Source organism: Actinoplanes sp. NBC_00393 (assembly GCF_036053395.1).
Classification (GTDB): Bacteria; Actinomycetota; Actinomycetes; order Mycobacteriales; family Micromonosporaceae; genus Actinoplanes.
In genome coordinates this window covers 6,621,452-6,647,354 of sequence record NZ_CP107942.1, presented here as the reverse complement: position 1 = coordinate 6,647,354, position 25,903 = coordinate 6,621,452, and the positions used below count along the sequence as shown (strand labels likewise).

The window sequence follows — 25,903 nt, the reverse complement described above, 5'->3', positions numbered from 1 at the left end:
CCCCGCCCGCCCGCTTTCCCGGCCGCCCGCTTTCCCGGCCCGCCCGGTTCCCGCCTGCCCGGCTCCCGCTGGCTTCCGCCCGACCGCTCTTACCGCCCACCCGGTTCCCGGCCGGTTCCCGCGCCCACCTGGATTCCCGGCCGGTCCCCGCGCCCACCCGGTTCCCGGCCGCTTTCCGCGTGTGCTCGGTCCTGGCCGTTTCCCGCGCCCAGCTCGGTCCTGGCCGCTTGTCCCAGTTGCTCGGTTCTCGCCGCGCTTCCTGGCTCGGCGGGGTTCTGGCTGCACTCTCCAGCTACCTGATTCCGATCGAATTCCTAAGCCGCCCGCCTCCTTTGCAGGATGCGGGCGCACTCGACCGGAATCCCGATCGGAAATTCGGTGGTGGTGCCGATAATTGGCATGATCAATATGACCGCGGCCTGGACTTGGTCGCGCGATGCGAGGAGAATAATTGCATGGGGCAGATGCAGTTCTTCACCGCGTCACAGTTAGCTGAAATGCGTGACCGGACGGCGTCGCGTAATCATTCGGCAGTTGCCGAAGAATTCCGTCGTCAGCACGAGTGTCATCGCGCACGAGGGCTTCGCCGTCGCCACGCTGACCGGTTGCGTCGAGCGCGCGGTGCTACCCGCGGCCCACGAGTGGTGCCTGTGTGCGGCGAGAGTGCCGATGTCGAGCACCCGAATCCAAGAGGCCGGCCTGTCCCGTCCGGCGTTAGTCGGGAAAATTCGAGCGACGGCAGCAAATGACTGCTAATCCCAGGGGTGGTCCGGTCTTCCGGCCTTTTTGGTAAGTTTTCCTGGAGGTATCAGGTAACTCATGCAGAGCTTGGCGATGCGAGCGGATCGGTTATCAATACTTAGGGTGGCGCAAAACGGAGCAGGCCGGGGAAAGGTAAATCTATGCGGCAGCCGTGCCGTTTCTGGCGGTTGCCGGCCGGCCTGGGAGCGAGGCCGGCCGACCAGGAGGCTGGCCGGTTGAACAGGTGGCGGGCTGAGCAGGTGGCGAGGCTGGCCGGCTGAACAGGTGGCGGGCTTGACAGGTAGCGATGGTGGCCGGCCGGAGAGGGGTGGGGTCAGGCGGGGGTTTCGGCGCCTTCCAGGAACAGGCGGCCGGCTTCGGCGGCGGGGACCGGGCGGGAGAAGTAGTAGCCCTGGGCGAAACCGCAGCCCATTTCGCGGAGGGCGGCCAGCTGGCCGAATTCTTCGATGCCCTCGGCGACGGTGGCCATGCCCAGGCTGCGGCCGAGGCGGACGATGGTGTCGGTGAGGGCGGTGTCGTCCTCCAGGACGCCGAGGCGTTCGACGAAGGAGCGGTCGATCTTCAAGGTGTCGACCGGGAAGCGGCGGAGGTAGGCGAGCGACGAGTAGCCGGTGCCGAAGTCGTCGATGGCCAGGGTGAGGCCCAGGGCTTTGAGGCGGACCAGCTGCTCGAGGTTGGCCTCGGTGTCGGACATCAGGACGCTTTCGGTCATCTCCAGGCAGAGGCGGTCGGCGGGCATGCCGGTTTCGGCGAGGACGGCGGCGACGGTCTCGGCGAAGTCGGGCTGGTCGAACTGGCGGACCGAGACGTTCACCGACATCTTGAGGGGGCGGCCGCCGGCAGCCGTCGTCCAGGCGACGGCCTGGCGGCAGGCCTCGTGCAGGACCCAGCGGCCGAGCGGGACGATCAGGCCGGTGGCCTCGGCGATCGGGATGAAGTCCAGCGGGTTGATCATGCCGCGGGTGGGGTGGGACCAGCGGACCAGCGCTTCGAAGCCGACCACCACGTGGGTTTCCAGGTCGACCGTCGGCTGGTAGTGCAGGCGCAGGTCGCCGCGTTCCAGGCCGGCACGCAGGTCGGATTCGAGTTCGAGGCGTTCGATCAGGCCGTCGCGCATCCGGGTGCGGTAGCGGGCGAAGACGCCGCCGCCGGCCGCCTTGGCGTGGTGCATGGCCAGGTCGGCGTTGCGCATGAGCTGTTCGGCGCGTTCGCCGGGGTGGTCGCTGTCGACTTCGCCGATAAGGTCGGCGCCGGCCAGGCCGATGCTGGCGCGCACGTGGATCTGGCGGGCGCCGATGACGATCGGCGTCTCCAGGTTGTCCAGGATGCGCCGGGCCACCTCGTCGGTGCCGTCGTCCTCGAGCAGCACCCCGAACTCGTCGGCGCCGAACCGGGCCACCAGGTCGGTGTCGCGGACGCAGGCGCCGATCCGGTCGGCGACCTGGACCAGGAGCTGGTCGCCGGCCAGGTGCCCGAGGCTGTCGTTGACCCGCTTGAAGCCGTCCAGGTCGAGGTGCAGCACGGTGGCGTCGGCGCCCCGGTCCAGCGCGGCGGCGGTGCGGTCGCGGAACAGGGCACGGTTGGCGAGCCGGGTCAGCGGGTCGTGGTACGCCTCGTACACCAGCTGTTCCTGCAGTTCCATCCGCTCGCTGATGTCCCGGGTGTTCAGGACCAGACCGTTCACGTGCGGATCGTCCAGCAGGTTCGTGATGGTCATCTCGGCCTGGCGGGGCCGGCCGTCGCGGTGGGGGACGGTCAATTCCAAGACCGTGGTGGCGTACGGACGACCCGCCACCTGCCGCATCGCCTGGGCCAACCGGTGACCGGATGCCGGGTCGAGCAGCTGGGTGAGGCGGCGACCGGTGAGGTGCCGCGGCACGTAGCCGAGGACCCGGTGTACCGACTCGCTCTGGTAGATCACGTCGGCCTCCGGGCTGACCACCGTCACCACGTCCGAGCTGTGCTGCACGAGGGCGTGGAACTGCTGCTCACGGGCGTACAGTTCGGCGGTACGGTCGGCGACCCGGGCTTCCAGGGTCCGGGTGAGGTCGCGGTTCTCCAGCTGGGTGAGCAGCTGCCGCCCGATGATGAGCAGGATCAGCCCGGAGCGGGTGAAGGCGACGAACGGGTGACTGCCGCCGCTCTGCACGTGGAACAGCACGGTGGCGCCGACCGCGGCCAGGACCGCGACGTACGGCAGCAGCACAGCGCCGGTTCCGACGCTCGCCGACAGGGGAATCAGCGGGACTGGCCGCGTACGCGGGCGCGCGGCGCCGATCACGATGAGGGCGTATCCGGCGAGCCAGCCGAGGTCGGCGGTCCGGCCGGCGCTGATGTCGTGGATCAGGCCCTGGTAGGCGTACCCGGCTTCGGCAATGGTGAAGGCCGTCAGGCCTGCGGCGATGAACGCCATGTGCGCGCCGCAACCGTGCCGGTTCCGCTGCTGCGGCAGCATGTAGACGGCGATGGTGGCGAGCACGATGCCGCCCAGCGGATAGACCAGCGCGTAGTAGAAGGGCGGCCCGACCGGGATCCGGTCGGCCAGCGGCTGGATCGCGAAGACCCAGCCGACCAGTACGAGCGACGCCGCGATCAGCAGACCGTCGAGAACGCTGCGGATCCGGTTGACCAGCGGCTGACTCGCGCTCGGCAGGATCAGCAGACCGGCCGCGACCAGCGCCATGCCCAGCATCCCGAGGCCCGGTCCGACGGGCAGCGGGGTGGCCTCGACCGGTGGACCGGCCTGGCGCAGGAAGGAGAACTGGCTGAGACCCCAGCTCAGCAGCCCGACGCCGAAGGTCGTCCAACCCCAGCGGGCCCGGCCGGTGAAGCCGCGTGACCGCCACAGGCAGGCCGCGGCGGCGGCGACCGCCCCGGCGAGGACCGAACCGAGGCAGATCGCCCGGGTGGTGCCGGGGCCACCGGCTCCGGTGCCGATCAGGACGGCGAGGACGGCGAACAGCGCACCCACGGTGACGCAGAGACGGACCCAGCGGCGTTCCGCGATCGGGTCCGGGGCTGCCTTGCTGACTGGCATCCGACGAGCCTCCGGGTTCGCCACCTCTTCGGGTGGACATCCGGGACATCGGGCCGCACGGGTCGCTTCTGAGTGTTTCAGCCCACCAGACCGTCCTCGTACGCCACGATGACCAGCTGTACCCGGTCCCGGACGCCGAGTTTGGCGATCGCCCGGGTCACGTGGGTCTTCGCGGTCAACGGGCTGATCACGAGCTCCCGGGCGATCTCCTCGTTGGAGAGGCCGGAGGCGACCAGCCGGACGACCTCGCGCTCCCGTTCGGTGAGCACGGCCAGCCGGCTGCCGCCCGGGGTGGCGGCGGCCGGCGCCGGGCGGTGCGCGAACTCGCCGACGACCCGGCGGGTGACGCTGGGGGAGAGCAGGGCGTCCCCGGCGGCGACCACCCGTACCGCGGTGCGCAGGCCGTCCGGATCGACCTCCTTGGTCAGGAAGCCGCTGGCGCCGGCGGCGAGCGCGGAGAAGACGTACTCGTCGGTCTCGAAGGTGGTCAGAATGATGACCTTGGTGGCCAGCGTCTTCAGGAGCTCCCGCGTCGCGGTGATGCCGTCCATGCCGGGCATCCGGATGTCCATCAGGACGACGTCCGGCTGCAGCGCCCGGGCGGTGCGGACCGCCTCGTCGCCGGTGGATGCCTCGCCGACCACCTCGATGTCCCTACCGCGCCGCAGCAGGCTGCGGAAACCGGCGCGGACCAGGTGCTGGTCGTCGGCGAGGAGAACCGTGATGGGCATGTTCACTCCGGAACGACGTCAACGACGTCGGCGATCGGGATGTCGGCACGTACGGTGAACCCGTTCGGACCCGGCCGGGCGGTGAGCGCGCCGCCGAGCGCCGCGACCCGTTCCCGCATCCCGGCGATGCCGTGCCCGTCGGTGATCTCCGGCGCGGGCTGCCCGTTGTCCTGGACGTCCACCACGACCCGGTGCGGCGCGTAGCGCAGAGTGACCACCGCACGGGTGGCGCCGGCGTGCCGGACGGTGTTGGTGAGCGACTCCTGCACCACCCGGTAGACGGCGGTGGCGACCGGGGCGGGCACGTCGACCGGGTCGCCGAACTCGTTCAGCGACACCTTCAGCCCGGCCTCGCGGACCTGGTCGAGGAGCTGGTCCAGGCTCTCCAGCGCGGGCAGCTCACCCTCGCGCAGCACGCCGACCAGGGCGCGCAGGTCGGTCATGGCCTTGCTGCGCACCTCCTGGGCGAGTTTCAGCGAGGCCTTCGCCTCGTCCGGTTCGGCCTCGAAGGAGTCCATGGCCACGTTGAGGTGAACGCCGACGACGGCCAGCGTGTGCGAGACCACGTCGTGCAGGTCGCGGGCGATCTCCACGCGCTCCTCGGCCCGGCGGCGGCGGGCGTCGATCTCGCGCTGCTGCTCGTCCCGGGAGATCCGGTGGGCGACCTCGGCACGCCAGCGCAGCGTGTTCCGGTACGCCGTGGCGCCGGCCAGCACCGCGCCGAGCCAGAGCGCCTCGCCGCCGACGTGCGCGTACACCTGGTCGGAGGACTGCATGGTGACGAAGCCGTCCCAGGCGAAGGCGTACGCCAGCGCCGTCACGCCGATGACGACGGCGGTCCGCAACCGGCCGGCCAGCACGACGGCGAGGAAGGCGGCGGTGGCCGGCCATATCCAGCCGGCGTCGATCAGGTACGACGAGCGCCAGCCCGCCACGACGAGCAGAGTCATGATCAGCGAGGCGACCGGCCACCTGCGGGAGGTCAGCACCAGCCCGGCGACCCCGGCCGCCAGGCTCGGGACCATCACGATGTCGGTCGTGCCGCCGGTGATCGCGATGCCGGCCGGGACCCCCACCAGGGTGAGGGCGGCGGCCACATAGGTGAAGTTCTTCGTCATGCCGGGAACGCTAGGTTCGTCCCCCGGGCGGGCGCGTCGTACCGGTGTGGTCACCTGCATCGACTCCTCCCGCGTACGGCGTACACCGTACGGTGTAGTCGGTTATTCCTGCGCGGCCCTTTTCGCGCGGGCCCGCCGCTTGCCCTCGTGCATGGCCTGGACCCGGGCCACCGGGATGGTGTGCCCCTCCTCGACCAGCCCTTTTTCCAGCGGAACCGGCCCAGGAAGCGCCTCCGCCCACGGGTCGCGGTCACCGGCCAGCCCGGCCGCATTGCGTACGGTGAAGTCGCCGGGCGTCACGGAGTCGAGGTCGGCCCAGTCCACCGGGAACGACACCGGCGCGCCCGGCCGGATCCGCGGGCTGTACGCGGCGACCACGGTCGCTCCGCCGGCCCGGGTGGCGTCCAGGAACACCTTGCCGTGCCGGTCCTCCTTGATGAACGCGGTCGTCGCCAGGTCGGGGTCGAGCCGTTCGGCGCGGGCCGCGACGGCGCGCTGGACAGCCGCGACGTCCTCCGGCGCGGCGTCCGGGGCCAGCGGCACGAAGACGTGCACCCCCTTGGACCCGCTGGTCTTGACCGCACCGGGCATCCCGGCCTCGGTGAGCACCTGCTGAACCAGCCGGGCCGCCGCGACGGCGAGCCGGAATCCGCCGTTCTCCGGTGGATCCAGGTCCATGATCAGGTGGGTCGGGTGGTGTGAACCGGCGAGCATCAGCGCCGGGTGGTACTCGACTGCCCGCTGGTTGCCGAACCACAGCAGGGTGCGGCGGTCGTTGCCCAGCGCGTACGTCACCTCGCGATGCGAAGCATCGGCCCAGATCTTGGTCCGCGGCACCCAGTCCGGCGTGTACTTGGGCAGGTTCTTCTGCATGAACTGGTCCTGGCCGCGGAGCACCCGGATCACCGAGAGCGGCCGGTCCCGCAGCACCGGGATCAGCCGGTCGGCCATCGCGTCCAGGTAATCGATCAGGTCCCGCTTGGTGACGCCAGCGTCGGGGAAGAGCTCCTGGTCCAGGTTGGTCAGCGGTACGCCGTCCCGTTCATCGGCCATGACCCCTATCGTGCCGTACTACTGCTGCACGTACCGGGCTGCTGTCGCGGCGAGAGCCGCCTGCAGACCGGGGACATCCTTTTCGGCCGCGGTGGAGAAGGCGCCCAGGGTGGCGTTCACGGTGTTCTGCCAGTCCTGTGAGCAGGCCGAACCGTGGGCGCAGGAGGGCACCGGGGTGGCTGTCTTCCAGTCCGCCATGGCGTCCATCTGGTACGCCGAGAACCCGTCCCCGGCCACATCGGTCCGCGCTGGGATCGAGCCCTTCGCCAGGTTGAAGTCCCGCTGCCCGTCGACCGAGGCCACGGTCTTCAGCCAGCACCGGGTGCCGTCCGGGTTGCCGGCGCCGTCGGGCAGCACGAACGAGTCGGCGAGCCACTGGAAGACGCCTTCGGTGCCGGGGAACGTGAAGTACTCGTACGCCTGGAAGTTCTTCGCCGCCAGATCGGCGGCCTCCCAGTCGCCCATCACCTGGTAGCCGGCCCGGCCGTCGATGAGCAACCGCTCCGCGTCGGGCCAGTCCAGCGCGTCACGGTCGGCGTTGCTGTAGGCGAGCAGCTGGACGTAGTCGTTCAGCGCCCCGCGGACCGCCTTGCTCTTCCAGCTGGTCGCCCCGGTGAACAGCCCGGCGAACCGCTTCGCGCCCAGGTCGGCGATCAGCACCGACTCGAGCAGCATCAGCTGGGTCCAGTCCCGGCCGAGCGCGAGCGGGGACTCGACTCCCGCTCGGCGCAGCTTCGCCAGGTCCTGCAGGAACGCGTCCAGATTCTTCGGCGCCTGCAGGATCCCCGCGTCGGAGAGCACCTGGCTGTTGGCCCAGACCACGTTGGCGCGGTGGATGTTCGCCGGCACCGAGTAGAGCTTGCCGTCGACAGTGAGGTCGTCGAGCAGTCCCTGGGGGAGGGCCGCGCGCAGGCCCCACGAGTCGTAGTCGGCGGAGAGGTCCTGGACCCGGCCGGCCGCGATGTAGTCGGCGAGCTCGGCTCCGGCGTGGACCTGGAACGTGTCCGGTGGGTCGTTCTGCGCGATCCGCGCGTTGAGCACCTGCTTGGCGTTGATCCCGGCGCCGCCGGCCACCGCGCCGTTCTCGAACTCCTGACCGGGGCATGCCGTGCCGAACCGGCTGACCAGGGAATCCAGGCCGGCCTTCTCGCCGCCCTCGGCCCACCAGGTGAAGACCTCGACCTTGGCGGAACCGGAATCCTCGTCAGCCGAACCGCAGGCGGACGCCGCCAGCACCACGACGCTGACGACGGCCGCCAGGGCTCGTCGCGTGGAGAGCATGCCTACCCCATTCATATGGACAACTGGGGTTACCGTGCTACTCCACTCCTAAAGGTGTCAACTCGTGACCTATCACCGCGTCCTTACGCAGAGCGACGAAGATGATCTTGGTCATACCTCGGCGGTGACCTCGTACACCTCGGTGGTGGGATGACCGGCCCGCTCATGGATCCGCATCACCGCCTCCTTGCTCGGCGCGGTGCTGAGGCAGAACGCCTTTCCCGACTCCCGGTCCAGCCACGCCTTCTCGAAATGCACGCCCTCCTCGCCCTCGATCTTCAGATCGGCGTCGTGCGCGGCGTCGAGTTGCTCCTGGGTGACCCCGAAGAATCCGTCGTGCACGTCCATGAACTTCGCCATCGAACCGTCTCCTTTCTCCTTTCGGCCAGCATGGGTCGCGGCCGGAGGCCGGACATCGGTCAGAACACCTAGAAAGCCGGCTCGCCAAGGTTGAGCCTTCGAGCTAATTCATTCGTGGTAAGTCAAACGGGCCATAGCTCGCGGTCTATCAAAATGGCCACAATGCTGGCATGAGCGAGCGCACCCCGTGGACCCGCCGATGACCGCACCGGGCGACATCGTGATCCTTCTGCTCCTGCTTGCCTCGCTGCTGGCCTGCACCGGATACGCCATCGGCCGGGTGCACCAGCGGCACCAGAGCGGGCCGGACCGGGAACAGGCATTCCGCCATGGATACGACTCCGCCACCCGCAACGTCTTCAGCATGGCCGCGAGAGCAGCCGGCCGCCGCCGTGATCGCGGCCCGGTCCAAGGGTCGGCCAGTGTCCCCGCGGACGCCGCAGCGCAGGAATCGCCCACAGTTCCGGTGCCCCCTGCGCCCTTGCCGCCCGCGCCGGTCGAGGGGCCGACCAAACCGGTTCCGCAGGTCGCGCCCGGTTTCCCGGCGCCGCCCCCGCACACCGGTCCGGGGCTGCCACCTCCCGCGGCGACCGGCGGCGTCACCTACTCGTCGTTGCCCGACCCGCGCTGGTCCGGCGTCGCCGACCTGGTGCCCGAGCAGCGCGAACCCGAGCCGCGGCGGGGGCGGCACACCGTACCGGAGGAGTTGGTCCGCGCTGCCACCTATGTGCTGCCACCGGACCGCGTGGCCCGGGCCAAGGTGGTCCCCCCGGACGAGCCGGTCGACCCGCACGTGCCCCGTCCGCGCGGCGGATGACCCCTCCGGCGCCGCGCCGGAAAGTGTCGTACCCCCGGACTACCGTCCTCGGCATGGTCACCATCGATGACGTACGCCGGGTCGCGCGCGACCTGCCACGCAGCGAGGAGCACCTGATCCGGGACAGGGTCAAGTTCCGGGTCGGCCGCATCGTCTATGTCGCGTTCTCCCGGGACGAGACCGAGATGGGCTTCGGCTATCCCAAGGAGGAGCGGGACGCCCTGATCGCCTCCGACCCCGAGACCTTCCATCTGCCCCGACCATCCGACCTGCGATATCACTGGGTGGAGGCCTGGCTCGAGCGCCTGGACCGGGAGCGGATGACCGAGCTGGTCATCGACGCCTGGACGATGACCGTGCCCAAGAAGGTGTGGTCCGCCTACCGGGAGTCTGCGGACTCCGGCTGAGCCCGGCCGGGTCAGCTCTGGCCGAGGGCTTCGCGCAGGCCCCGGGCGGCGAGACGGTCGGCGCGTTCGTTCTCGGGGTGTCCGGCGTGGCCTTTCACCCAGTGCCACTGCACCTCGTGCCGGCGGACGGCTTCTTCGAGGCGCTGCCACAGGTCGACGTTCTTCACCGGCTGGCGTGCGGCGGTCTGCCAGCCGTTGGCCTTCCACCGGGGGATCCACTTGGTGATGCCGTCCCGGACGTAAACGCTGTCGGTGTAGATGTGCACGACCAGTGGGGCCCGGTTCAGCGTTTCGAGGGCGCGGATCGGCGCCATCAGTTCCATCCGGTTGTTCGTGGTCGGGTTGGCCTCGCCGCCACAGAGATCCTTCTCCGCCCGGCCGTACCGGAGAACAGCGCCCCACCCGCCCGGTCCGGGGTTCGGCACGCACGCTCCGTCGGTGTAGATCTCCACCACGGTCGGGTCACTCATTCCGGGCACCCTACCCAACCGCACCCTGACCAGCCTGGCCGCCGCCCGGAGGGAGCAACGAGCAGCATTCATTCCTGGCGGGTGGTTCATCGCGTGCGGCTGTCCGGGAGCCTGAGGGCCCGGGGTAGTACAGAGGGTGAGGCATTCCATCTCGCGGACGGGCAAGGCAAGGGCCGGCCGGCTTCGCCGTAAGGTGGCCGTGGCGGACGGAAACAGGGCAGACCTGGTGGGGCGGGACTCGTGGAGGGTGGCGACGTGGCCGCGGTTGAGGTACGAGACGCCGTCGTGCGCTGGGGCGACACGACAGCGGTGGACGGCGTGTCGCTGTGCGTGCCACGCGGGCGGGTGCTCGCCCTGCTCGGCCACAACGGTGCCGGGAAGACCAGCCTGCTCCAGGTGTGCGAGGGTTTCCGCAGGCCGGACGCGGGTGAGGCCCGGGTTCTCGGGCTCGACCCGGTCAGCGACCACGACGAGCTGATGCCCCGGCTCGGGATCATGTTGCAGTCCGGTGGCGTCTACCCGTGGGCGGCCGCCGGGGAGATCCTGCGGTTGTTCGCCTCATTCGCCGCCAACCCGCTCGACACCGAGATGCTGCTGGACCGGCTGGGTCTGCGCAAAGTGGAGCGCACCCGGTTCCGCCGGCTGTCCGGTGGCGAGCAGCAGCGGCTCAGCCTGGCCGTCGCCCTGGTCGGCCGCCCCGAGCTGGTCTTCCTGGACGAGCCGACGGCCGGCATGGACACCGAGGCCCGGCACACCACCTGGCAGCTGATCGAGGAGCTGCGGGCTGACGGGGTGTCGGTTCTGCTCACCACACACCTGCTGGACGAGGCCGAGCGGCTCGCCGACGATGTGGTGATCATGCGAGCCGGGAAGGTCGCGGCGACCGGCACACCGGCCGAGTTGACCGCCGCGGCCGGGATCGACCTGCTGGAGGTCCGGGCCGATCCGGGTCTCGACCTGACCGGCCTGCGGGCGCACCGCAAGGTCACCGAGAGCTCGCCGGGTGAGTACGCGATTGCCGGCGAACTCGACACCAAGGGCCTGGCCGACGTGCTGGGCTGGTTCGCCGCAGTGGACGCGCACGTCACCGCGGTGAGCAGTCGCCGCCGTACGCTCGAGGACGTCTACCTGTCCTTGAGCAGGGAGAATCTGACCGTAGGAGCCGCCGAGTGAGCGCCGGAACCTTTACGCCCGCTCCCGGCCGGGCCCCGATGCGCACAATCATCGGCAAGCAGCTCCGGATGGAACTGCTGCTGACCGCCCGCCGTGGCGAGGCCGTTGTGCTGGCGATGGGCGTACCGCTTCTGGTTCTGCTCGGTGCCGGCCTGTTCGAGGTGACCAATCTGCCCACCGATGACCGGCTGGGTTTCGTGGTTCCCGGGGTGCTGGCGCTGACCGTGATGTCGACGGCTTTCACCGGCCAGGCGATCACCACGGGTTACGAGCGCAGTTACGGCGTACTGAAAAGGCTCGGCGCCTCGCCGCTGACCCGGCCCGGGCTGCTGCTGGCCAAGACCGGCTCGGTGCTGGTGCAGATCGTGCTCCAGGTCGCGGTCCTGGCGCTGGTCGGCTTCGCGGTCGGGTGGCGCCCACATCCCGAGGCGCTGCTTCCTGCCGCCGGCGTGACCGTGCTGGCCGTGGCCGGTTACAGCGGCCTGGCGTTGCTGCTGGCCAGCGTGCTGAAACCGGAGACCACCACGGGCGCCGCCACGCTGATCTACGTGGTGATGCTGTCGGTCGGCGGCATCATGTTCGCCGCGCCGGACCTGGGCACGGTCGGCTGGTTCCTGCTGCCGCTCGCCGCGCACGCGCACGCGCTACGGGAGACCATGACCGGCGGGTCGGTGCCGTTCTCGATCTGGCTGAGCCTGGGACTGTGGGCGGTCGTCTGGTTGACCGCGGCGGCCCGCAACTTCCGGTGGGAGTGAGCCGCTGTCCATCGATCGGTTGACAGCCGGTGACAGCCGCGCGGACGTCCCGCCGGGGTACCCCGTCACGGCACGATCGTCTGCATGGAAGCCATCGAGGTAAGTGGACTTCGTAAGACATATCGCGACCGGGACGCGGTCGCGGGAATCGATCTCGTCGTCGCCCGCGGCGAGGTCTTCGCGCTGCTCGGACCGAACGGCGCGGGCAAGACCACCACGGTCGAGATCCTGGAGGGTCACCGCCGGCGTTCCGGCGGCGACGTGCGCGTGCTCGGCGAGGACCCGGGCAAGGCGGGCTCGGCCTGGCGTACCCGGATCGGCATCGTGCTGCAGGACGCCGAGGACGCGGCCGACCTGACCGTGCACGAGATGGTCCGGCACATCGCCGGCTTCTATCCGGACTCGCGCCGGCCGGACGAGGTGATCGACCTGGTCGGCCTCACCGCGAAGCGCAACAGCAAGATCCGTACGCTCTCCGGCGGCCAACGACGCCGTGTCGACGTGGCCCTCGGCATCGTGGGCCGTCCCGAGCTGCTCTTCCTCGACGAGCCGACCACCGGTTTCGACCCGGAGGCGCGCCGCCAGTTCTGGGACCTGATCCGCACGCTGGCCGGCGACGGCACCACCATCCTGCTCACCACCCACTACCTGGACGAGGCGGAAGCCCTCGCCGACCGGCTCGCGGTGATCGCCGACGGCCGGATCGTCGCCGAAGGCACCCCGACGACGCTGGGCGGGCGGGCCGCAGCACACGCTGTCGTCAAATGGCGGGAGAACGGCGTGACGCACACCGAGCAGCACGCCGACCCCGCACCGCTGCTGCGCCGGCTGCTCGAGGACGGCGTCGACCTGACCTCGCTCACCATCGCCCGGCCGACCCTCGAAGACACCTACCTCAGCCTGATCGGAGCAGCCCGATGACCACCCTTGGGATGAGCGTCAGTCGTGGTCACGTGGAGCTGCTGCAGTTCCTGCGGGACAAGACCGCGATGGTCTTCACCTTCTTCTTCCCGGCGATGCTGTTGCTGCTGTTCGGGACGATCTTCGGGGACGAGTACAACGACTCCGGGGTCAGCGCGAGCCAGGTCTTCACGGCGAGCATGGTCGCGTACGGGATCCTGAACACGGCGTTCGTGACCATGGGCTCCGGCCTGGCGATGGACCGGGAGGACGGGACGCTCAAGCGGCTCCGGGGGACACCGATGCCGGCTTCGGCGTACCTCATCGGGAAAGCCCTCCTGGTGCTCGCGCTGAGCGTCGCTGAGGCGGCCGTGCTGCTCCTGGTCGGGGTGTTGATCTTCGATATGCCGCTGCCCGATGCGAGCCACTGGGTGACCTTCTCCTGGATCTTCCTGCTCTCGGTGATCTGCTGCTCGCTGCTCGGCATCGCGGTCAGCGCGCTGGTCAAGAACGCCCGCAACGCCGGCGCCATCCTGAACGTGCCGGTGGTCGCGCTGCAGTTCGTCTCCGGCGTCTTCATCCAGCCGATGAGCCAGCTGCCGGACTGGCTGGAGAACTTCGCGTCGCTCTTCCCGGTCCGCTGGATGGCGCAAGGCTTCCGGTACGTCTTCCTGCCGGACGAGGCGAAGGCCCAGGAGATCGGCGGCACCTGGGATCTCGGCATGGTGGCCATGGTGCTCGGCATCTGGTGTGTGATCGGATTGGTGCTGTGCCTGGTGACGTTCCGCTGGACCTCCCGAAACCAGTGACCCCGTCACCGTCCCTCCGGCTCTGGGACCTGTATTTCGTGGTGGTCGTGGTCGCCGTGGCGGCCGCGGCCATCGCCACGGACTGGTTCTCACCCGCTCGGCAGGCGATCGCGGTGGGCGCCATCGCGGCCATCGGGCTGCTCTACCTCTTCGCCGCCCGCCCGCTGATCCTGCGTGACGAGCAGGGCACCCCGGCACTGCTGGTCAGCCTCGTCCAGCTGCTGCTCTTCGGCGTGGCGGTGTTCGCCGTGCCGCTGTCCACCTGGCTGATGTTCATGGTCATCCCGGTGTTCTTCATGCTGGTCCCGCTGCGCACGGCGGTCGTCCTGGTCCTGATCGCCAACCTGATCCCGGTCGTCGCCGAGCTCCGGGCCGACCCCGGCGGGATCGCCATCGACCTGGTCATCGCGGCAATCTCCACCGCCGCCGGCATCTGCATCGGCGTCTGGATCACCAGAATGGCCGAGGAGAGCGAACAGCGCGCCCAGCTGATCGCCGAACTCGAGGCCAGCCGCGCCGAACTCGCCCGGCTCTCCCACGAGGCCGGCGTCGCGGCCGAACGCAACCGCCTGGCCGGCGAGATCCACGACACCCTCGCGCAGGGCTTCACCAGCATCATCACGCTCATCCAGGCCGCCGACCCGTCGCTTCGCGACGAGCGACTCGCGCTCGCGGTGCGTACCGCTCGCGAGAACCTGGCCGAATCGCGGGCGCTCATCGCGGCTCTGTCACCGTCGGCATTGGCTTCCTCTTCACTGCCTTTCGCCGTACGCCGGCAGAGCACCCGATTCGCCGAAGAGGCGGGCGTGCCCTGCACCTCGCGCGTCACCGGTGAACCGCGTGACCTGCCGACCCGGGTCGAGGTCGTGCTGCTGCGCGCGGCCCAGGAGGCGTTGACCAACGTGCGCCGGCACGCTTCGGCTTCGGAGGTTGCGGTGCTGCTGGCGTACACGCCCTCCTCGGTGCGCCTGGTCGTCCGCGACGACGGTGTCGGCTTCGACGCCTCCGCGGAGGGCGGGTTCGGGCTGCCCGGCATGCGGTCCCGGGCTGGTCAGGTGGGCGGCACGCTGACCATCCACAGCTCCCCTGAATCCGGGACCACCGTCGAACTGGAGATCCCCGCGTGATCCGCATCCTGCTCGTCGACGATCACCCCGTGGTCCGGATGGGCTTGCGCGGCATGCTCGACGCCGAGCCCGATCTCACCGTGATCGGCGAGGCCTCCTCCGGCACCGAAGGCGTCGCGCTGGCCCTGGCCGAACGACCCGACATCGTGCTGATGGACCTCCGAATGCCCGGTGGCGACGGGGTGGACGCCACCGCCCAGATCCTGTCGAGCTCCTCCGGGATACGGGTCATGGTCCTCACCACCTATGAATCGGACCGTGACATCCTGCGCGCCATCGAGGCCGGCGCCTCCGGCTACCTGCTGAAGGACGCCTCGCCGACGGAGCTGGCGGACGCCGTGCGGGCGGCCGCCCGCGGCGAGACCGTGCTGGCGCCGAGCGTCGCGTCGACGCTGGTCCGGCAGGTGCGTAGCCCGGCCCCACCGGCCTTGTCAGCACGCGAGACCGAGGTGCTGAGGTTGGTCGCGGCTGGTCTTACGAATGCCGAGATCGGCAAACAGCTGTTCATCAGCGAGGCGACGGTCAAGACCCACTTGTTGCGAACTTTCAACAAGCTGGACGTCGCCGACCGCACCGCCGCCGTAACCACGGCGATGCGCCACGGCCTGCTCTGACCTGGCTTTCCGGCTGGCCCGTGTGCCGCCGCTGGCTCTTCGCCGCAGCGCGGGGTCACAAGATCGTCATGAGGGCCGCGGTGTCGCCGGGATGGCTGTGGCCGCAGTGGGCGCTGGCGGGCTGTGATCGCTGATCTTCTTCGCGGGTTCCCCGGGTCCGGCGTGCCACCTGCGGACTGCTGGGGGATTTAGGAGAAAAATTCTGTTCCGCCGGTAAGGGTGCGTTACGCCGGTTAGATTACGGATGGCGCGACCTCATGAGGAACCTTCGATCGAGCGTTTGCGCTGCTCACAACCGATTTATCGGTACCCCAGCCGCCCCCTCAGGTGCGGTACCCGAACAGGCAAACCCGCTGCGAGGCGGGGACGCAAAGCTAGGGGCCTCCCCGGACGGAGGTAGCCCAGCCGCCGAAGGAGAAAGAAAACACATGCGCTATCAAGAAGCCCATGCGGCCAAGAGCGGCTCGGTTCCGTTCGCGCTGCGTGGCAAGAAGGCCCTGCGAACGGTGTTGTCGGCAGCTGTGGCCGGTGTGGTGGGCCTCGTGCCGACGCTGATGATCAGTTCGCCTGCAGCAGCGGCAATTACTGGCTATACCGTCACTGGCAACGGCGCCGGCACCGAAGGCGGGGCGGCTATCAGCTTCAGCATCGTGCGTGCCGCAACTGCTGGTGGTGTGGACTTCGCGGGCTCGACAGTGACCTGGACTATCACGCCTGGCAGTGGGCCAGCAACCTCCGCCGCCGACTTTGCTGCCACGACCGGCACAATCACATTCGATGCTATCGTCGGCGGCGCGGCGCAAACCAAGACCGCCACCGTCAATGTGATCGACGATGCCTTTGATGAGGCGACCGAGAACTACACGATCACCTTTGTAGCCTCCAACGTTGCAATGGAGTCGGAGGTGATCAACGCGGCTATTACCGACAATGACCCGACACCTACCGTCACGTACTCCACGGACAAGACCACCGTTGCCGAGAATGGCGGGTCGGTCACGCTCACCGCGACGCTGTCGGCGCCCTCGGGGCAGACCGTGACTGCGGATTACTCGACGGCGAACGGGACGGCAACCGCGAGTCAGGACTACACCACGACCACAGGGACGTTCTCCTTCGCGCCTGGCGAGACGGTCAAGACCGTATCGATCCCGATTATCAATGACACTGTGTACGAAGGCGGGCCACAAACTTTCACTGTCACACCTGGGGCGCTGGTAAACGCGACTACCACGTCCACGCCGATCACGGTCAGCATCACCGACGACGAGACAATGCCGACGCTCTCACTTTCAAAGGCCGGCACACAGACCGAGGGCAACACGGTGACCTACACGGTTACCGCGAGCAGCGGATCTGAGCAGGTTATCGGCTTCCGCTGGGACGCTGTTGACGCCTCGCCGGCGACAGCGGGCCGGGGGAAGGCGGTGCCGGGGACCGACTTCCCGTATCCCGCCTCGACTGGCCGGGTACTGTCCATCGCGCCCGGCAGCACGACCTACGACATTCCGATCGTGCTGAGCGGTGACGGTCTCAAGGAGCTGTCACCCGAGGAATACGCCATTGAGATTTCGCAGCCGACCAACGCGACGCTGGGTGCGACGACGAAGGTGAACGGCACCATCGCCGATGCGGGTTCCGACGCTGCGCCGACGGTGAGTGTCAGTGGGGGAACGGTCACCGAAGGAAATGACGGTCGCAAGACTGTGACCCTCACCGCCAACCTGAGCGGAGCATCCGGGCAGACGGTCACCGCTAATTGGAACACTGCGAACAACAGTGTCACGCCCGCCGTGGGTGATGCCGTGGCTGGCCTCGACTATGTCAGGAACAGCGGCCAGCTGGTATTTCCGGCCGGAACGACCTCGCAGACCTTCACCGTCGACATCATCGGCGACACCATTGATGAGGGGGCAAGCGGCCGGGTAAATGGTACGACCGCTGGTGCCGAGACCTTCCTCATCGAATTCACCTCGCCCAGTTCAGACACCAGCCTTGCCGCCTCTGGCGATGCCACGATCAGCATCACGGACGATGACGATGCACCGACGATCAGCGTGACCGACAACACGCTGGCGGAAGGCAACGACGCGTCGGCGGTCCTGATCCCGGTGAAGCTGAGCAATGCCAGTGACCACGACATCTCCGTGCCGTTGACTGCCACCGGAACCGCATCGGGCACACTTACGTCGACTGTGGGCAGTGGCGACTACACTCTGCTCGGCGGCACGGTCTCCATCCCGGCAGGCACGATGACCGGATATGCAATTGCCCTGGTTAACGGGGACAGCATCCATGAGGGCGACGACGCGATCAACATCTCCGCCGCCGCGAGCGATGCCTTCCTCGGTAGCTCCACAGCAAAGACCGCGACAGTCACCCTGACCAATGATGACGAGGCGCCTGACCTCGAGGTCGACAGTGTGACGACTGAAGAGGGCCAAACGGTCGCCGTCACCGGCACTGTCACCGGAATGTCAGCCTCGGAGACCCGGGTCAACGTGACCTTCGTGGGAAGCGCGGCCGACGGTCACCGAGCCGCCAGCCCGGACGACTTCAGTAACCCGGGTGTGCAGGCTGTCACCATCGAGGCAGGCACTCTGCCGGGCACCAAGAAGGCCATCGTCAGCATCCCGATCACCGACGATGCCACAGCCGAGCCAGCCGAGTCGATCTTGGCTTCCGGTTTCGGTGTGGGCAACGTTGGCAGCGTGACCGACGGCGTCATCACTATCGCGGCCAGTGACGGCGGCACTACGCCAACCGATCCGACGGATCCGACGGACCCGACTGACCCGACGGACCCGACCGACCCGACGGACCCGACCGATCCGGAGCCCACCGCTCCCACCATCAGCACGACGACCACCACGCTGGTCGGTGGCGGCATCGTGACCTTTACCGGTATGGCTGAGCCCGGCAGCACTGTCGAGCTGTGGGGCCGGGCGATGGGCAGCCAAGCCGAGGGCGCCCGGATGGCGTCCGGTACGGCGAACGCGTCCGGCAACTTCTCGATTGCTCGGTGGATCGGGCAGGGATACGTGTTCCAGACCGCGGTCGGCGACATGTTCTCCGACAACGAGGTCACTGTTCGGGTCAAGCAGAACCCGAGTCTGCGGGCTTCTTCGCCCAGCCGGGACAAGGTGAGTGTCACGGTCGCGGGTAACCCGAGGGCGGCGGGCTCCACGGTGACGGTGCAGAACTACGTCAACGGCGCCTGGCAGAACCTGTACACGGGCAAGCTCGGCGCGGATGGCTCGCACACGCGGTCCGTCACGACCCGGACCAACCAGCTCATTCTGCGGACCATGGTCACCGGCAACGCTGACATGGGCATCTTGAACAGCAGCTGGACGGCCCTGAAGCGGGTCAACGTCAAGTAAGCAGCAAGTCAAGCGTTACGGGGGCGGCTGGATGGCCGCCCCCGTTCCGTATCTGGATACCTGGTCAGTCCACTTCGGCGACTGCCTGGGCGAACTGGGCGGAATACAAGCGGGCGTACGCGCCGTCGGCCGCGATCAGGGAGTCGTGGGTGCCCTGTTCGACGATGGAGCCGTTCTCCATCACCAGGATCACGTCGGCGTCGCGGATGGTGGAGAGGCGGTGGGCGATCACGAAGCTGGTCCGGCCGGTCCGCAAGGTGGCCATGGCCCGCTGGATCAGGACCTCGGTGCGGGTGTCGACCGAACTGGTCGCCTCGTCCAGGATCAGGATGCTGGGCTCGGCGAGGAAAGCCCGGGCAATGGTGATCAGCTGCTTCTGGCCGGCGCTGACGTTGGAGCCTTCCTCGTCAATCAAAGTGTCGTACCCCTCTGGCAGAGTCCGAACAAAGCCGTCGACGTGGGCGGCTTCCGCGGCCCGTCGCACCGACGCGGGGGAGGGATCCGATGCTCCGTAGGACAGGTTTTCCGCAATGGTCCCGCCGAACAGCCAGGTGTCCTGCAGGACCATGCCGATCTGCGAGCGCAGCTGTTCGCGGGGCATGGTCGCGATGTCCACCCCGTCCAGGGTGATCCGCCCGCCGGTCACGTCGTAGAACCGCATCAGCAGGTTGACCAGCGTCGTCTTTCCGGCGCCGGTCGGTCCGACGATGGCCACAGTCTGCCCGGGTTCGACGGTCAGCGACAGGTTCTCGATCAGCGGCTTGTCCGGCAGATAGCGGAACGACACGTTTTCGAACGCGATCTGCCCGCGGACCCGGTCGAGTGGGACCGGAGCGGGGTCCGGCGACTGTTCCGGAGCGTCGAGCAGGGCGAAGACCCGCTCGGCCGACGCCACGCCGGACTGCACCAGGTTGGCCATGCTGGCGACCTGGGTGAGCGGCTGGCTGAACTGCCGGGAGTACTGGATGAACGCCTGCACCTCGCCGAGCGTCAGCGTGCCGGACGCGACCCGCAGCCCGCCGACGACCGCGACCAGCACGTAGTTGACGTTCGAGATGAACATCATGGCCGGCTGGATCAGGCCGGAGATGAACTGGGCCCGGAAGCTCGACTCGTATAGGCGATCATTGTGGGTTCTGAAGACAGAAGCAGCCTCGTGTTGCCGGCCGAAGACCTTGACCAGGGTGTGCCCGGTGAACATCTCCTCGATGTGGCCGTTCAGCTGGCCGGTGACCTTCCACTGTGCGACGAACTGCGGCTGCGACCGCTTGCCGATCGCCGTGGTCAGCAGGATCGACACCGGCACGGTGACCAGCGCGATCAGCGCGAGCAGCGGGGAGATCCAGAACATCACACCGAGTACGCCGACGATCATCAGCAGCGCCGTGACGAGCTGGGCGAACGTCTGTTGCAGGGTCTGCGCGATGTTGTCGGTGTCGTTGGTGGCCCGGCTCAGCACCTCGCCGCGCGCCTGCTTGTCGAAGTAGGAGAGCGGCAGCCGGGCCAGTTTCGCCTCGACCTGGTTGCGCAGGTCGTAGACCGCGGTCTGCACCACCCGGGCGGTGATCCGGCCCTGGAACACGCCGAACACCCAGGCGAACAGGTAGATCACCGTGACCCAGGCGAGGACCTGACCGAGCCGCGTGAAGTCGATGCCCTGGCCGGGTATCGCGCCGGAGCCGGCGACCACGTCGGCGAGGCTGCCTTGGCCGCTGTCGCGGAGGCCGGCGACGGCCTGGTCCTTGGTGAGGCCGGCCGGCAGCATCCGGCCGATCACCCCATCGAAGATCACGTTGGTGGCGTGGCCGAGCAGATAGGGGCCGAGCACCGAAAGCGTCACGCTCGCGATGCCGAACACGAGCACCGCACCGACCAGGGCACGCTGCGGTTTCAGGAGCCCGAGCAGGCGTTTCGTGGAGCCTTTGAAGTCCTGGAGCTTCTCCGGCGGTCCGCCCGCCATCATCATCCGGGCCGCCGGCGGGCCGCCCATGGGCCGCGGCTGCGGCCGGTCAGGCGAGGTCATCGGGTAACCGCCTCTTCTGCCGTGAGCTGCGAGAGCACGATCTCGCGGTACGTCGGGTTGGTCTCCATGAGCTCGTCGTGTGTGCCGGTGCCGACCACCTTGCCGTCGTCCAGCACGATGATCCGGTCGGCGTCGCGGATCGTGCTCACCCGCTGCGCCACGATCACGACGGTGGCGTCCGTGATGTGCTCGGTCAGGGCCGCTCGCAGCGCCGCGTCGGTGGTGTAGTCGAGCGCCGAGAACGAGTCGTCGAACAGGTAGATCTCCGGCCGGTGCACCAGGGTCCGGGCGATCGCCAGGCGTTGCCGCTGGCCACCGGAGACGTTGGTGCCTCCCTGCGCAATCGGCGCGTCCAACTGCCCGTCCATCGACTCGACGAACGACCGGGCCTGGGCGATCGTCAGGGCGGCCCAGAGATCCTCGTCGGTAGCGTCCGGGTTGCCGTAGCGCAAGTTGGACGCCACTGTGCCGCTGAACAGGTAGGGCCGCTGCGGGACCAGCCCGACGGTCCGGGAGAGCAGGGCCGGGTCCAACTCGCGCACGTCGACGCCGTCGACCAGGACCGCGCCGCCGGTGGCGTCGAAGAGCCGGGGAATCAGGTTGAGCAGGGTGGTCTTGCCGCTGCCGGTGGAGCCGATGATCGCTGTCACCTCACCGGGGCGCGCTTTCAGGCGTACCCCCGAAAGCACTGCGGCCTCGGCCCCCGGATAGCGGAAGTCGACGTCGCGGAGCTCGAGTTCGCCATGGCGGGCCAGCGTCGTGACCGGCGCCGCAGGCGGCGTGACGCTGCTTTCGGTGTCCACCACCTCCTTGATCCGTTCCGCGCAGACCTCGGCGCGCGGGATCATCATGAACATGAAGGTGGCCATCATGATCGACATGAGGATCTGCATGAGGTAGCTGATGAACGCGGTCAGCTCGCCGACCTGCATGCCGCCGGAGTCGATCCGGTGGCCGCCGAACCAGACCACCGCGATGCTGGACAGGTTCACGATCAGCATCACGGTCGGGAACATCAGCGCCATGATCCGGCCGACCCGCAGCGAGACGTCGGTGAGTTCGTCGTTGGCGACCTCGTAACGGGCCCGCTCGTGGTCGTCCCGGACGAACGCGCGGATCACCCGGATGCCGGTGATCTGCTCGCGCATCACCTGGTTGACCCGGTCGAGGCGCTCCTGCATGGACCGGAACAGCGGCCGCATCTTCGCGATGATCAGGCCGATCACGGTGACCAGCACCGGGACGATCACCAGCAGCAGGCCGGACAGCGGAACGTCCTCGCGCAGCGCGAGCACGATGCCGCCGACGCACATGATCGGCGCCGACACCATGAGCGTGAACGTGAGCAGCACCAGCATCTGGATCTGCTGGACGTCGTTCGTGCTCCGGGTGATCAGCGACGGGGCGCCGAACTGCCCGACCTCGCGTGCCGAGAACGTCTGCACCCGCTCGAAGATCGAGGCGCGCAGGTCACGGCCGACCGCCATCGCGGTCCGGGCGCCGAAATACACCGCCACGGCCTGCGCGGCGATCTGCACGAGCGTGATGCCGAGCATGCCGGCGCCGACCCGCATCACATAGCCGGTGTCACCCTGGACCACGCCGTTGTCGATGATGTCGGCGTTGAGCGCCGGCAGATAGAGCGTCGCGAGCGTCTGCAGGAACTGGAACAGGACCACGAGGGTGATCGCCGTCCGGTACGGCCGCAGATGGACGCGAAGCAGTTTGATCAGCATGTCGGCTGATCCCCCCGTTCGGATGTGTGGGTCAGGATGCCGTCGAGCAGCAGGGTCGCCAGCTCTGCGCCGCTGAACGCCCCGGGCTCGCCGAACGGCCCGAACGCGTTGGCGCCGCAGTGCAGCAGCAACAGCCGGGCGGCCCGGTCGGCGGAGACTCGCAACCGTGCCGCGTCCGGCAGGAAGAGCAGGACGATCGCGAGGTGCAGCCGCTCCCGGGACGCGGCCATCTGGGCCTGTGCCTCCGGATCCGGCTTGTTGTCGAAGATCAACTTGCGGGCCTCGCTCATCAGGTGCGCGTGCTCGATGAAGCGGGCGTGCACCAGCTCGGCCGCGTCGGCCACCCGGATCCGCAGGTCGGCCTGGGGGTCGATGGCGGCGAGGGCGTCGAGCGTGGGCTGCGGGTCGAGCGCCTTCACCATCGAGCAGACCACGAGCTGGCTCTTGCTCTCGAAGACGCCGAAGATCGTCCCCTCGGCCACGCCGGCCGCGTGGGCGATCTGCCGGGTGCTCACGTCCAGGCCGTGCTCGTGCAGCAGCGGGATGGTCGCCGCGATGAGGGCGGCCCGCCGTTCCTCCGGCGCCAGGGCCGGGACGCGTCTGCGTCGGGATTCCATGGCGCGAAGCTTAATGAGCGAGCACTCACTCATCCACTGACTTTTGTCATGGGTACCCCTTCGAACCGCCCGGGCCGCTCAGGCGTATGAACAGACCGTGAGCGAAAAGAAGTCGTATCGCCGAGTCCTGCGGCACCTGACCACGGGACTCGCCGTGGTCGTGGTCTTCCTGGCGCTGATCGTGCCGGACCAGATCTTCCGGCTGCCGCCCGGCAACTCGGTGCACACCGCGCTGCTGCGCGTACCGATCGAAGCGGTGATCCTCGGGATCCTCCTGCTTCTGCTGCCGGGACGGTTCCGGCGGCCGGTCGCCATCGGTTTGGGTGCGCTGCTCGGCGCGCTCACCGTGGTGAAGCTCGTGGACATCGGCTTCTTCGCCGTGCTGGCCCGCCGGTTCGACCCGGTCCTCGACTGGGTGCTCTTCGACGACGGTTTCAACTTCATGGTCGACTCGATGGGACGCGCCGCCGCGATCGGCATCGCCGTCGGCGCCCTCCTCCTCGCCGCTGCCCTGATCGCCGGGATGACCTGGGCGGTCGTACGGCTGAGCGGCGTCCTGACCGCCCACCGCGCCGGGGCCTGGCGGGGCCTCGGCGCGGTGGGTGTCGCCTGGGTGGCCCTGTTCGCCATGGGTTTCCAGCTGATCGGCGGCATCCCGGTCGCTTCGCACACCGCCGCCGACCTCGCCGCGCACACCGCGCTCGCTCTGCCGAACGACCTGCGCGACCGCAAGCAGTTCGCCGCGGAGGTGCTGGTCGACGCGTACCGGGACCGGCCCGCCGACCAACTGCTCACCGCGCTGAAGAAGAACGACGTGCTGATCTCATTCGTGGAGAGCTACGGCCGGGACGCCCTGGAGAACCCCGCGTTCAACGGCGCGGTCCTCAAGTCGCTGGCGGAGAACGGCGACCGGCTCACCAAGGCCGGCTTCTCCGCCCGCAGCGGATGGCTCACCTCGTCGACCGCGGGCGGCGGCAGCTGGCTCGCGCACGCCACGTTCCTGTCCGGGCTGTGGATCGACAACGAGCAGCGCTACCGCAGCCTGGTCTCCAGCGACCGGCTCACCCTGACCCGGGCGTTCAACAACGCCGGGCACCGGGCGGTCGGCGTCGAGCCCGGCATCACCTTCGCCTGGCCCGAAGGGCAGTTCTACGGGTACGACCACATCTACGATTCGCACACGCTGGGTTACAACGGTCCCGCGTTCAGCTGGTCCACCATGCCCGACCAGTACGTGATGTCCGCCTTCCACGAGCTGGAGTACGCGAAGAAGAACCGCGGCCCGCTGCTCGCCGAGATCACGCTGACCTCCAGCCACACCCCGTGGGCGCCGGTGCCCACCATGCTCGACTGGGACAAGATCGGCGACGGCAGCGTCTACGGCCCGATGGTCGCGAACGCCGAGTCCACCCAGAGCGTCTGGAAGGACAACGCCCGGATCAAGACCGAGTACGCGCGATCAGTCGCGTACTCGATCGACTCCCTGCTCTCCTACCTGGAGAAGTACGCCGACGACGACACCGTCCTGGTCTTCCTCGGCGACCACCAGCCGGCCCCGGTCGTGGTCGGTCAGAACGCCACCCGCGACGTGCCGATCACTATCGTCGCCAAGGACCCGAAGGTCCTCGACCGGATCGACTCGTGGGGCTGGACCGACGGCCTCAAGCCGGACCCGGCCGCCCCGAACTGGCGGATGGACACTTTCCGTGACCGCTTCCTCGCCGCTTACGGCCCGGAAGGCGACCCGCACTAGTCGGCGATCACCTCGATGACCTGGCCGGCCGGCAGACGCGGGGTCTTCGGCGGGGCGGAGTGGGCCGGATCCAGGGTGCCGAGCCGCACCGCCAGGAACGGGTAGCCGGTCCCGCTGAGCATGCCGCGCAGCGCCTGCCGGGTCGAGGCGATCTCCACCGGGCCGCTGAGCGGGAGCAGGCTCACCGCCTGCTCGGTGGCGGCCAGCCACAGCCGGCTCAGCGCCTCCCCGCCGCGCAGCCAGTCGACCGCGTCGTCGCCGGTTCCGTAGAGCACCGCGTACGTCGCTGCCTTGTCGTGCCCACTGCCGGCCGCAAGCGTGCCGGGGGCCTGGAAGTCGCGTTCCGCGACGGTCGTGAGCGGCAGCTCCTCCGGCAGCGCCGAGGCCGGGATGCCGGTGCCCTCCTCGCGCTCGCCGCCGACCCAGGCGGCAGTCTCGGCACGCAGGCGTTCGTCGGTGTTCTGCGCCTGCTGCGCCCGGTCCACCACCGCCGCCAGCTCGATGACCTGGTCGCGGTCGAGCACGTGCAGCCGCGCCCCGCCCTCCTCGGTCGCCTTCGTCAGGTGCCGCAGGGTGTCCTCGGGAACCGCGTCGTCGGTGACGGTACGCCGGTCGGTACGCCGTACCTGAAGCATCTGGAAATGCCGGGTCGCCTCCGGCCGGACCGGCTCGTGCTCGATCGGCTTGATCGTGGCGAGCGGCTCGGCGGCCGGCCGTTTCACCTCGTGCCGCCAGCCCTCGGCGGTGAGCGCGACCTGGGCGTGGTGCAGGGCGGTGCCGCAGCTCAGCAGGAGCATCCGCCCGGACGGGTCCTGCTCGAGCAGCTGCCGCTCGGAAACCCCGAACAGCTCCAGCCGGCCGGCCCGGACCACCCAGCGCCACGGCTGGGTGTTGTGGATCGACGGGGCGAACCGGGCCGCGTCCGCCGCCTGCACCAGTGCCCGTGTGACCTCGTCGGTGTGCTCGCTCATACCCTT

At 68.9% G+C, this 25,903-nt stretch carries 21 protein-coding genes and 1 riboswitch; of the genes, 10 read left to right on the top strand and 11 right to left on the bottom strand.

Translation table 11 applies throughout. From position 1 onward, the window contains the following. Positions 1 to 1,075 precede the first annotated feature (1,075 nt). The 6 genes from OHA21_RS30805 to OHA21_RS30780 form a co-directional block, all read right to left on the bottom strand. Entirely contained in the window at positions 1,076 to 3,799 is a 2,724-nt protein-coding gene (locus tag OHA21_RS30805; protein WP_328460809.1) for an EAL domain-containing protein, read from the bottom strand. A 77-nt stretch (positions 3,800 to 3,876) separates the two neighbouring features. Beyond that, positions 3,877 to 4,530 (bottom strand): response regulator transcription factor, encoded by a 654-nt coding sequence (locus OHA21_RS30800; RefSeq protein WP_328460807.1) that lies wholly within the window; start codon positions 4,528 to 4,530, stop codon positions 3,877 to 3,879. Between the two features lie 2 nt (positions 4,531 to 4,532). Then, positions 4,533 to 5,648: a sensor histidine kinase gene (locus OHA21_RS30795; RefSeq protein ID WP_328460805.1), complete on the bottom strand. Its 1,116-nt coding sequence runs from the start codon at positions 5,646 to 5,648 to the stop codon at positions 4,533 to 4,535. A 102-nt stretch (positions 5,649 to 5,750) separates the two neighbouring features. Beyond that, the gene (locus tag OHA21_RS30790) at positions 5,751 to 6,701 is read right to left on the bottom strand and encodes a DNA polymerase domain-containing protein (RefSeq protein WP_442874917.1); all 951 of its coding nucleotides are present in this window, start codon (positions 6,699 to 6,701) and stop codon (positions 5,751 to 5,753) included. A gap of 18 nt (positions 6,702 to 6,719) precedes the next feature. Beyond that, entirely contained in the window at positions 6,720 to 7,982 is a 1,263-nt protein-coding gene (locus tag OHA21_RS30785; protein ID WP_328460803.1) for an ABC transporter substrate-binding protein, read from the bottom strand. 111 nt (positions 7,983 to 8,093) lie between these two features. After that, a complete protein-coding gene (locus OHA21_RS30780) occupies positions 8,094 to 8,342 on the bottom strand; it encodes an SCO4226 family nickel-binding protein (RefSeq protein ID WP_328460801.1) in 249 nt (82 codons plus the stop codon). A gap of 199 nt (positions 8,343 to 8,541) precedes the next feature. Between OHA21_RS30780 and OHA21_RS30775 the strand changes: the two genes are divergently transcribed. Together OHA21_RS30775 and OHA21_RS30770 are read left to right on the top strand one after the other, a co-directional pair. Beyond that, on the top strand, positions 8,542 to 9,159 hold the full coding sequence (locus OHA21_RS30775) for a hypothetical protein (RefSeq protein WP_328460799.1): 618 nt from the start codon (positions 8,542 to 8,544) through the stop codon (positions 9,157 to 9,159). A gap of 53 nt (positions 9,160 to 9,212) precedes the next feature. Then, the gene (locus OHA21_RS30770; protein ID WP_328460797.1) at positions 9,213 to 9,566 is read left to right on the top strand and encodes an MmcQ/YjbR family DNA-binding protein; all 354 of its coding nucleotides are present in this window, start codon (positions 9,213 to 9,215) and stop codon (positions 9,564 to 9,566) included. Positions 9,567 to 9,577: 11 nt separating this feature from the next. Here OHA21_RS30770 and rnhA read toward each other — a convergent pair whose 3' ends face one another. Next, the gene (rnhA, locus tag OHA21_RS30765) at positions 9,578 to 10,036 is read right to left on the bottom strand and encodes a ribonuclease HI (protein ID WP_328460795.1); all 459 of its coding nucleotides are present in this window, start codon (positions 10,034 to 10,036) and stop codon (positions 9,578 to 9,580) included. A gap of 255 nt (positions 10,037 to 10,291) precedes the next feature. Here rnhA and OHA21_RS30760 point away from each other — a divergent pair, with 255 nt between their 5' ends. The 7 genes from OHA21_RS30760 (at position 10,292) to OHA21_RS30730 (ending at position 18,797) form a co-directional block, all read left to right on the top strand. Beyond that, positions 10,292 to 11,209: an ABC transporter ATP-binding protein gene (locus OHA21_RS30760; RefSeq protein ID WP_328460793.1), complete on the top strand. Its 918-nt coding sequence runs from the start codon at positions 10,292 to 10,294 to the stop codon at positions 11,207 to 11,209. A 68-nt stretch (positions 11,210 to 11,277) separates the two neighbouring features. Continuing rightward, complete coding sequence (locus tag OHA21_RS30755; protein WP_328460791.1) at positions 11,278 to 11,964, top strand: ABC transporter permease; 687 nt, start codon at positions 11,278 to 11,280, stop codon at positions 11,962 to 11,964. A gap of 84 nt (positions 11,965 to 12,048) precedes the next feature. Continuing rightward, complete coding sequence (locus tag OHA21_RS30750) at positions 12,049 to 12,885, top strand: ABC transporter ATP-binding protein (RefSeq protein ID WP_328460789.1); 837 nt, start codon at positions 12,049 to 12,051, stop codon at positions 12,883 to 12,885. After that, entirely contained in the window at positions 12,882 to 13,673 is a 792-nt protein-coding gene (locus OHA21_RS30745; RefSeq protein ID WP_328460787.1) for an ABC transporter permease, read from the top strand. Before OHA21_RS30750 ends, OHA21_RS30745 begins: the two co-directional genes overlap by 4 nt. Beyond that, positions 13,634 to 14,800: a sensor histidine kinase gene (locus tag OHA21_RS30740; RefSeq protein WP_328460785.1), complete on the top strand. Its 1,167-nt coding sequence runs from the start codon at positions 13,634 to 13,636 to the stop codon at positions 14,798 to 14,800. The genes OHA21_RS30745 and OHA21_RS30740 overlap by 40 nt, the downstream gene beginning before the upstream one ends. Beyond that, complete coding sequence (locus OHA21_RS30735; protein WP_328460783.1) at positions 14,797 to 15,414, top strand: response regulator transcription factor; 618 nt, start codon at positions 14,797 to 14,799, stop codon at positions 15,412 to 15,414. Before OHA21_RS30740 ends, OHA21_RS30735 begins: the two co-directional genes overlap by 4 nt. 333 nt (positions 15,415 to 15,747) lie before the next feature. Next, positions 15,748 to 15,827, top strand: a riboswitch (cyclic di-GMP riboswitch). Positions 15,828 to 15,842: 15 nt separating this feature from the next. Continuing rightward, the gene (locus tag OHA21_RS30730) at positions 15,843 to 18,797 is read left to right on the top strand and encodes a Calx-beta domain-containing protein (protein ID WP_328460781.1); all 2,955 of its coding nucleotides are present in this window, start codon (positions 15,843 to 15,845) and stop codon (positions 18,795 to 18,797) included. Positions 18,798 to 18,861: 64 nt separating this feature from the next. Here the strand turns inward: OHA21_RS30730 and OHA21_RS30725 are convergent, their stop codons facing one another. The 3 genes from OHA21_RS30725 to OHA21_RS30715 are packed head-to-tail and all read right to left on the bottom strand — an operon-like array spanning position 18,862 to position 23,173. Beyond that, positions 18,862 to 20,820, bottom strand: a complete 1,959-nt coding sequence (locus tag OHA21_RS30725) for an ABC transporter ATP-binding protein (protein ID WP_442874916.1) — start codon at positions 20,818 to 20,820, stop codon at positions 18,862 to 18,864. Further along, entirely contained in the window at positions 20,817 to 22,556 is a 1,740-nt protein-coding gene (locus tag OHA21_RS30720) for an ABC transporter ATP-binding protein (protein ID WP_328460779.1), read from the bottom strand. The genes OHA21_RS30725 and OHA21_RS30720 overlap by 4 nt, the downstream gene beginning before the upstream one ends. Next, positions 22,550 to 23,173: a TetR/AcrR family transcriptional regulator gene (locus OHA21_RS30715; RefSeq protein WP_328460777.1), complete on the bottom strand. Its 624-nt coding sequence runs from the start codon at positions 23,171 to 23,173 to the stop codon at positions 22,550 to 22,552. The genes OHA21_RS30720 and OHA21_RS30715 overlap by 7 nt, the downstream gene beginning before the upstream one ends. A gap of 97 nt (positions 23,174 to 23,270) precedes the next feature. On the opposite strand from OHA21_RS30715, the gene OHA21_RS30710 reads away from it, so the two are divergent. Beyond that, positions 23,271 to 24,926: a sulfatase-like hydrolase/transferase gene (locus tag OHA21_RS30710; protein ID WP_328460775.1), complete on the top strand. Its 1,656-nt coding sequence runs from the start codon at positions 23,271 to 23,273 to the stop codon at positions 24,924 to 24,926. On the opposite strand, the gene OHA21_RS30705 is transcribed toward OHA21_RS30710, so the two are convergent. Further along, a complete protein-coding gene (locus OHA21_RS30705) occupies positions 24,923 to 25,897 on the bottom strand; it encodes an Acg family FMN-binding oxidoreductase (RefSeq protein WP_328460773.1) in 975 nt (324 codons plus the stop codon). The two genes, OHA21_RS30710 and OHA21_RS30705, sit on opposite strands and share 4 nt — an antisense overlap. Positions 25,898 to 25,903 lie beyond the last annotated feature (6 nt).